This window comes from Nostoc sp., assembly GCF_036917435.1.
In the GTDB taxonomy this organism is placed as follows: domain Bacteria; phylum Cyanobacteriota; class Cyanobacteriia; order Cyanobacteriales; family Nostocaceae; genus Nostoc.
This window is the reverse complement of record NZ_JBALDM010000046.1, coordinates 1-8,789: the sequence shown is the minus strand read 5'-3', so window position 1 is coordinate 8,789 and position 8,789 is coordinate 1. Positions and strand designations below refer to the sequence as shown.

Here is an 8,789-nt window from a genome sequence, read left to right as displayed (position 1 = left end):
CCTCTAGAAGCTCCTCCAGTTGCTTGGCTAGGAGCGCTTTTGCCTGCACTAGGTGTAAAAAGGTCGCCTCTAGAAGCTCCTCCAGTTGCTTGGCTAGGAGCGCTTTTGCCTGCACTAGGTGTAAAAAGGTCGCCTCTAGAAGCTCCTCCAGTTGCTTGGCTGGGAGCGCTTTTGCCTGCACTAGGTGTAAATAAGCTACCACGGGAAGCTCCTCCAGTTGCTTGGCTGGGAGCGCCTTTACCAGAAGTAGGGATAAAGAAATTTCCACGAGAAGCCCCCCCAGTCGCTTGGCTGGGAGCGCCATTATTGATTGGTGGCGTAAATGTAACAGCATGGGCACTGTTCAATGTACTACTAGTGAGCAGAGCGATGAAGCTCAATGCACTAGCCAAATATAAACGTTTCATAACGTAGCACCTCATTTGAGAAAAGTAATACTAAATACATTGATTCTGATTGTGGGAAAAAGCTGGATAAATGTTTATTAGATGAGAGTCAAAGGTTTCAAGACATACTAGAAATATAAACCAAGTCCGAATTTAATACTGTAAAAGTTTGTGCAAGTTGGTGGAAATTTACTAAGTAAAACCACGTAATCAAAAAGAGATCAGAAGGTAGAGCGAAGCTTGCGGTTGAAATCTCCGATTTACCAAACAGAATTCAGGAGTCAGAATTCTTATTCATTCAGAGATTTGGCGCTTTGAAATTAGATAGAGTTAAGAGCAAAAGATAAATTTCAATCTCCCGCCTCCTTCACCGAAGAAGGCAAAAGTAAAAAGTAAAAAGGCAAAAGAAATATTGAATTTATCTTTCTTTTTACTTTTTACTTTTATCTTTTTACTTGTTTATGCGTCCTTAATCATTTCCCCTGAATTTATTTATGGGGATTATCTTTTTACTTTTTACTTTTTACTTTTTAAAGCCAGTTACCAACCAAAACGAAGGCAGACCAAAAGAAAGGATCGTGGAAATCAGTTTGGCGAATTAAGTTGATTTGAGCTTGCCGCAGTGCCTCAGCTTTAGTAATGTTGGGCTGTCGCAGTTGATCATAGAAGCGCGTCATCAGCATCTCGGCTGCTTTATCTTTGACGGGCCAGAGAGTGGCAATGGTTGAGCGGGCACCAGATTTGACAGCCAAACCTGCTAGTCCAAGAACGGCGCGATCGTCGCCTGCTGCCGTATCACAGGCACTCAGTACTAGCAACTCAATTGCTTTGGAGGATTCGCCACCCCGATTTTTGAGAAGTTCTGACAATTCTTTAACGTTAACTTTTCCATCCCAAGTTAGTAGGAAGGTATCTTCAAGGCGGGAGCTAAACTGTCCGTGGGTTGCCAGATGGACAACATCAGCGCTACTAGATTTGACGCGATCGCCAAGGGCTTGACTAGTGAATTGCTGATTGAGCAACATCGATGATCGGACTGCTTTCGAGATTTGCTTAACTTCTAATTCTACAGCAGGCAAAGCACTGAAGCCATTACGAGATTGGCTAATACCGCCGACAATCGCATTAATTTTGTTTTGCTTTAGCGATCGCGCAGCTAGCAATTTCATTCCCGGTGAGAGAGCAATAGCATACTTCTCGATCAGATATTGCTTACCGTCATACAAAGCGGCTATGGGAATATTACGTAATCGACCATCTAAAACAAATACTAGTGTTTGGGTATCTTTAAAAGCTCCATCCATTTCGGCAGGACGAATTAACCAACCATAAATTTCTTGAGACAAGCGATCGCGCTCTTTAGAATCTGAGACAGGATTGAAGCCAAGTAGCAATTTTTCGAGAGTTTGTTCGATGTCAGATTGAGATTTTTGTGTCACATAGTAACGCAACGGTTGTCCGGTTTTAGAAAGGATTACTGCGAGGCGATCTGGCAAGATAATCGGATAAATAACAGTTGCATTGGGGTCAATTTTGTCAATCTGCTGAGATATATCTAAACAAGCTTCCCGGAAAAAGTTATCGAGTTCTGCAACTTGCAGGGCCTCAATCAAATCACGAGCTTCCATCAGTTCTGCTTGACTGGGTTGTTGATCTAAGAGTAAACCTACAAGTTCTCGGTAGACAGGCTCCACACTTTCACGGAAGGAGAACTGAACATCGGGGTTGACGGAAACTAAATCTCCCCTGATTGACTTTAAAGCTTTAACTGCTTCAGTATAAGCAGCGATCGCTTCTGGGCGATCGCCCTGTTCTTTATACAACTGTCCCACCTGCCAAGCCGATTGAGCAATGATATCTTCAGCTTGGAGTTGACGCGCAATTTTGAGGGATTTCTGACTTAACTCCTGTGCTTGTGATAACTGCTGTGTTTGACGATAGAGTTTTCCCCACTGATGGAGTGCGTAAGCTTCTGCTTGGGCATCTTGGATTTGTTGGGCAGACTTGACCGTGACTGCCATCAGTTGCGCCAGGTCTTTGAGTGGTATAATTTGGTTAGAATTTGACTGCCCATTCAGTGAGGCAACAAAATTAATCGCTGCGTAGAGAGAAGTGCGACTTGGAGGTAGTTCTGCAAGTTGTTGTAATAGTTGAAGTGCGAGTGGGTTAGCTAACTCAGGCTTGTTGTAGTCGAGAAAAAGCTTAAACTGAGCTAAACGTGCCTGTAAGCGATCGCCTGGATTTGTAGTTAACTTTTCTGCTTGTTCAAAGTAATCTAATGCCGTCCCTGGATCTTTTAAGTGTACGGCGGTTTCTCCTAAGCTTAGGAGAATGGAACTCAATTGAGGTGTAGTTTTAATTTTGCGAGCGATCGCTAAACTTTGCTCTAACACCAGTTGACTCTTGCTAGAGTCGCCAATCATCAGCAGGGCTAAACCAAGCGATTCCAGTCCACTAACTTTTATTTCTGAATCTGGCATTCCTGCTAAATTTTGATTTAAGTCCTCCAACTGCTGTTTAGAACGACGATAAAATCCCAAACTTTGTAAAGCTTGTGCCTGGTTAATTTGACTACCCAAGCTACCCGTTTTGTCACCTGCTTGCTCATAATATTTTTGAGCTTGTTGCCAATTTTCCAGGGCAATTTCGGTTTTACCATTGTGCAATTGCAGATTTGCTTGGGTATTGAGTACCTGCGCCCAGAGAATTGCATCAGCAGAGGGAATAGAGGCTTGCAACAGTTTCAAGCTTTGCCCAATCGACTCTTGGGCTGCTTTCCATTGGTTAAGTTCCTGTTGTGCCAGTGAAAGGTAACTTAAGCTTAGGGCTTCGTTAAGGCGATCGCCTTGAGTGTGGTACTTTTGTACTGCTGTTTGCCAAATCATCACCGCTTCTGCAAAGCGTCCTGAACGGTAGAGGTTTCGTCCCTGTTCTATCTGGTTAGTGGATGCTGAAGCATTGAAAGTAGATGCCAATACTTGCACAGATGCTCTAACAGGTGTGATGGTTACTACTAAACATAAGCTCAAGATACTCAGGTTTATATATAGCCATCGACGTTGTTTAATTAGGAAAGCCATAAATAATTAAGGAGACTTCACACCACTCACTTAAATATTGCCCAACTAATCATGTAATCTATCAGTCTAAGCTTCCACTGCTCAGTATTTGTTGAGCGATCGCTTTGGGGAGTTATAAGTAGTCGGACACAATTAAATTCATTAGTGGAGATAGGGAAGAGGTTACAGGTTAGAGGTTACAGTAAAAAACTTGTGTAATTAATTCTGTCTGATTACTTATCATATCCGCATAATTTAGTTGTGATTTACCAGTCATCGCACAATACAGTTCAGATAAGACCAAAACACTTGTAGAGACGGCAATTTATCGCGTCTTAAAAACCCAAAATTTTTACCAATAGCCCTAAAGTGAACCGTATTGAGTCATCGCGCCCCAACATCAAAGCCAATTACCGATCGCCAGCCCAGTAAGCAGGATTTTCATAAGATGGTGATGATTTTTGAGGATGAATCATCTTAATTTGGGCTTTTTGCAATGCTTCTGCAATACTCATGACTTAAAAGCCGTTGCTCTCAAACCTTCTGTGCTGTTTCGGTGAGGTGAGAGGTGTTGAAATTACATCCCATGCTTGGAAAAAAGGCAATCCGATTATTGAACCACAAGGATTGTATCGATTACCCAATGGGCAATTAATCTTGAGTCGAAGCTGTTAGACTGAAATATTGCACATTTTGGGTAAATTTGATGTGCAGTTTTCTGTACACGCACCAGATAAATTATGCACTTGTATGTGCATAAAAGGTGAATGCATTCCCTAGTCGTTTCCCCTAATCTGAGTATTAAAGAAACGGTTAATGAATCGAAAAACAACAAACTTTATCAATTTATCAACCGTTCTGATGAAAATATCTTTATTTGTTTAACTCAGATTGAGAGGTTGATTATGTTTTATAAATTAGTTCGTAACACAATTTTAGCAACACCTTTGACATTACCAAAGTTCAAACAAACTGCTTCTATGGCAATTTTAGTAGCTGGAATTGGATTATTTGGTATTAAGTCAGCAGATGCAAGAAATGCCTTAGTGCAAACACAAAATGTTCCTGAATCTTCATCTTATGTCATCGCCTCCGGCGCAGAGAAGCTGATGGCGCAACTCGTAGATGCAAATTCTCCGATTTACGGAACTTGGAGTCTAAAATATAGCGTTGATGGAACCATTTATCAAAGTATCTTGGTGATGGAAGGATATTCTGGAGCCATGAGAACTAGATATTTTGACTCTACAATCAATAAAAGGCAAGTTATAGATCAAGAAATTAGCCTCAAGTCTTCTCCTCAAGGATTAGTTTTATTGGGATATAACCCTGTCTATTCTGGAACTTCTACAAAACACCCTACTTATGCTGCGGATAATTTTTTGTTTTCTATTGAGCCTGATGGCTCAGTACTAGCATATACTTGCGACGATTTACGACGATGTTCAGCTGTAGATGTGGAAACTATATTGTCTCAATCTTAAATAGCCCTTTCAAGGTGACTCGTAATATCTCTTCTTTTTCTCAGCGTTCTCTGTGCCTCTGCGGTTTAAAAGTAATTTATTTAACCGTAGAGGCAATAGAGAAGCCAGTGCGCCCTTGCGGTTCCCCGACTTGTAACAACTGGCGCGACACAGAGAGAAGAGGTTAAAAAAGAATTTATGGACTAAAATTTTCATCCACCTTGAAAGGGCTAATAGATAGGACTTACGCACTGTATAAAACAATCATGTTGTGCATCAACGTAAATATGCAGTTTCAGGTTTTTATTAATCATTTATTGATGGCAAATAGACACGTGTCGTAGGGGCAATTCATGAATTGCCCCTACGACGAATGTGGTTTTTCAAATCATCAAGGGTTTGGTGCGTTACGAACTGCGTTTTAACGCACCCTACAATACCTACTTTTGTTCAAAAGTCAAATCTGATTCCTATATAAGTTCTAAACATTAGAATCGCCGAATTAAAGCTCGATGGTTTCATAAAAATGCAGCCATCGAACAAAGTATTATGGTATTTTGATTAAGCTATAATATAGGATTTTTTAAATATCTAATTATTAATGCGATCGCTAAATCAGTTGGTGAGAATGAATAGAAATATGTTGCATAGCAAAAATCAATCTAAAAGCTTTACCAATTAAAAATGATAACCCTTACAAATAGTAGATAAACAATGGGTTTTTGCCTTCGGTTTCAACCAATTTTTTTCATATTACTTTCTGGCATCAGCATAAATCCACTCGCAGTATTTGCCCAATCGACACTCCCACCAAGAATTACAATTCCCCGCGATGCTCCAGGAAAAGTGGAACAAACTATTCCTCAACCGTCACCATCACCAATAATTTCTCCCACCCCACCTGCACCAACTGTTCCTATACTCCCATCATCACAACAAGAAAATGTACCTGATACCACTTTTCCGAGCGGCGAAAGTTTTTTTGTCAAAGAAATCCGAGTTATGGGCTATTCTGTTTTAAAAGATGAAATTATTAAATTAAAACAGCCCTTAGAAAATACAAACGTCACATTTGAGCAATTATTGCAACTGCGATCGCAAATTACCAAACTCTATGTTGATAATGGCTATATCAGCAGTGGTGCTTTTATTCCCAATAATCAAGATATTGCAAGCGGTGTTGTGCAAATCCAAGTTGTAGAAGGCGAACTGGAAGGAATTTCCATTTTAGGCTTACAAAGATTACAACCTGCTTATGTGCGTTCTCGGATTGCACGGTTGGCAAATAAGCCTTTAAACCAAAAACGTCTTGAAGAAGCGCTGCAATTATTACAACTCGATCCTGCCATTGAACGAGTTAATGCCGAGTTAACCGCAGGTAGCACCCCAGGTAACAATATTTTACAGGTGACAATTACCGAATCACCAGCATTCCACGCCGGGGTAAACTTTACCAATAACCAATCACCTAGCGTTGGTTCAGAACAGGGAAGTGTTTTTATTGCTCACGATAACTTATTAGGATTCGGGGATAAATTTAATGCTGAATATGCTAAAAGTGAAGGTCTAAATATTTATGATATCAGTTATTCTATTCCCTTTAACCCCTTAGATGGAACTATTGGTGTCCGCTATAGTAACAGTGCTAGCCGGATTATTGAAAGCGAATTCCGTGACTTGGATATCCGTAGCCAAGCCGAAACCCTATCTTTGAACATCCGTCAACCCCTAATCCACAAGCCAAATAACGAATTTGCTTTAGGTTTAGCATTCGATTTACGCCAGAGTCAAACCTTCATTCTCAATGATATCCCCTTCTCTTTTACTGAAGGCCCTGAAAATGGGAAATCAAAAGTTACAGTAATTCGCTTTTCTCAAGATTGGTTACAACGTAATGCTAACAGTGTATTTGCGGCGCGATCGCAATTTAGTTTTGGCATCGATGCAATTGACGCAACCGTTAACGATACTGGTACTGATGGGCGGTTTTTCTCTTGGGTGGGGCAATTACAATTGGTGCAACGGCTATCTCCCCGCATTTTGATGTTAGCCAAAATTAACGCTCAACTGACACCTGATTCTTTACTTTCACTCGAAAAAATTAGCATTGGCGGAGTAGATACAGTCCGAGGTTATCGTCAAAATCAACTTGTTGCTGACAATGGGGTAGTTGGAGGAGTGGAAGTTCGGATTCCCCTGACATCGAATATCGAAACTTTACAGCTAACACCCTTTTTTGATATCGGCACAGCTTGGAACAATGGCGGTACTAATATTGACCCGCAAACCATTGCTAGCCTGGGTTTAGGCTTAAATTGGCAACCTTTAAAAGGTTTGGTATTGCGTGCAGATTATGGTATACCATTTATAGGCACTAGCGATCGCGGTAATTCGCTACAAGATAATGGCTTTAATTTTTCAATTCGCTATCAACCGTTTTAATATTTAGGAATTTTGATTCTGGTAGGGGCAATTCATGAATTGCCCCTACCAGAAAGTCAAAGCTTAGACTATTTTTTACATACTTGTAACGACTCCCGTCTTCTGTGTAGCGACTCCCGTCTTCTGTGTAGCGACTCCCGTCCTCTGTGTAGCGACTCCCGTCCTCTGTGTAGCGACTCCCGTCCTCTGTGTAGCGACTCCCGTCCTCTGTGTAGCGACTCCCGTCCTCTGTGTAGCGACTCCCGTCTTCTGTGTAGCGACTCCCGTCTTCTGTGTAGCGACTCCCGTCTTCTGTGTAGCGACTCCCGTCTTTTGTGTAGCGACTCCCGTCTTCTGTGTAGCGACTCCCGTCTTTTGTGTAGCGACTCCCGTCTTTACGTTTCTAATGTACACGCAGTTTTTAGCGTTGTCCCTAAGATATACGCAAAGAGAATTTAGGAGTAGGTTTATTAGAGTTAAATTTAATAAGTAATCAAGCAGATTTATAGCGTTTCTCGACAAGCGTGAGGTACACCCGTAGGGGCACAGCAATGCTGTGCCCTTACACCAAGCGATATTATTTTGTACCGCATCTGAATGGGAACCGCTATAATACAAGGCTAATTAGAACATTCTCGACTCAATACCATCTGTCCATTATTCAGCCGATATAATCCTTGCGGTTCCATAATTGGCTCGCCTTTCTTCCAAGGATGGAATGTAGTTTCAACAGCTTGTACATCTCCAGTTGTGTAGTAAGTAGAAACTAAAATTCCCGGACGATTAGTATTCAAACCACCAGAACCAGTGATAGTAAAAGAGTTCTCTTGTCGTTTAGTACCGCGTGAAATGCAGCTATTGGCAATGAGTGCATTAGTATCAATAACTGGAGATAATTCGGTGAAGCCGTTTTGGATAGAACTATTGTCAGGGGAATTAACCTCAACACTTCCCGATAAGCCAACTCCAGAAGTCGCTGTAATATAGTTGAAAACATCACTAGGTTGAGTACCAACAAATACACCTTGAGCGTTGACTACAACTCGGCCACCGCGAGAATTGTCTGAGTTAGCGCTGATGCGGCTATCTTCTACAGCAATTAAAAATTTTGTTGTATATGTATTGATATTGCCACCAAAGACATTTTCGCCTGTAGCGTTGGTAGTAATGCTGCTACCATGACGAAGCGTTAAATTTTGGGTATTGAGGTTAATAGTTGCTTGTTCTCTTTTGGGGTCTTTATTTGGGCTGCGGGTGTTAGCGTTGAGAGAAGCTTTGTTGTCTAAGTTGATGGTATCAGCATTGATGGTCATAATACCTGCGTTACCTGTTCCTCTGGCGTTGACCAATACTTCCGCCCCATCTCGCACAAGTAAATTTTGGGTATCAACCTTCAAGTCTCCAGCATTTCCAGTTGAGTTGGGTTCAGCAGAGGCTAACAAGCCACTAGGAAAACGACC

3 protein-coding genes and 2 pseudogenes are annotated in these 8,789 nt (G+C 41.4%); 2 read left to right on the top strand and 3 right to left on the bottom strand.

What is annotated here, in order from left to right:
• Both V7K98_RS23130 and V7K98_RS23125 read right to left on the bottom strand, forming a co-directional pair.
• A pseudogene (locus tag V7K98_RS23130) lies at positions 1-407 on the bottom strand (DUF928 domain-containing protein); the annotation flags it as partial.
• A gap of 509 nt (positions 408-916) precedes the next feature.
• Positions 917-3,466: a CHAT domain-containing protein gene (locus tag V7K98_RS23125; protein ID WP_335026086.1), complete on the bottom strand. Its 2,550-nt coding sequence runs from the start codon at positions 3,464-3,466 to the stop codon at positions 917-919.
• 746 nt (positions 3,467-4,212) lie between these two features.
• Here V7K98_RS23125 and V7K98_RS23120 point away from each other — a divergent pair.
• Positions 4,213-4,929: a hypothetical protein gene (locus tag V7K98_RS23120; protein WP_335026084.1), complete on the top strand. Its 717-nt coding sequence runs from the start codon at positions 4,213-4,215 to the stop codon at positions 4,927-4,929.
• A 693-nt stretch (positions 4,930-5,622) separates the two neighbouring features.
• Complete coding sequence (locus V7K98_RS23115; RefSeq protein ID WP_335026082.1) at positions 5,623-7,350, top strand: ShlB/FhaC/HecB family hemolysin secretion/activation protein; 1,728 nt, start codon at positions 5,623-5,625, stop codon at positions 7,348-7,350.
• A 599-nt stretch (positions 7,351-7,949) separates the two neighbouring features.
• Here the strand turns inward: V7K98_RS23115 and V7K98_RS23110 are convergent.
• Positions 7,950-8,789, bottom strand: a pseudogene (locus tag V7K98_RS23110) (S-layer family protein); the annotation flags it as partial.

What these genes read in the sequence shown, in the direction of transcription:
- V7K98_RS23120 (WP_335026084.1), top strand. Translation starts at nt 4,213, where the DNA reads ATGCATTCCCTAGTCGTTTCCCCTAATCTGAGTATTAAAGAAACGGTT.
- V7K98_RS23115 (WP_335026082.1), top strand. Translation starts at nt 5,623, where the DNA reads ATGGGTTTTTGCCTTCGGTTTCAACCAATTTTTTTCATATTACTTTCT.
- V7K98_RS23125 (WP_335026086.1), bottom strand. Translation starts at nt 3,466, where the DNA reads ATGGCTTTCCTAATTAAACAACGTCGATGGCTATATATAAACCTGAGT.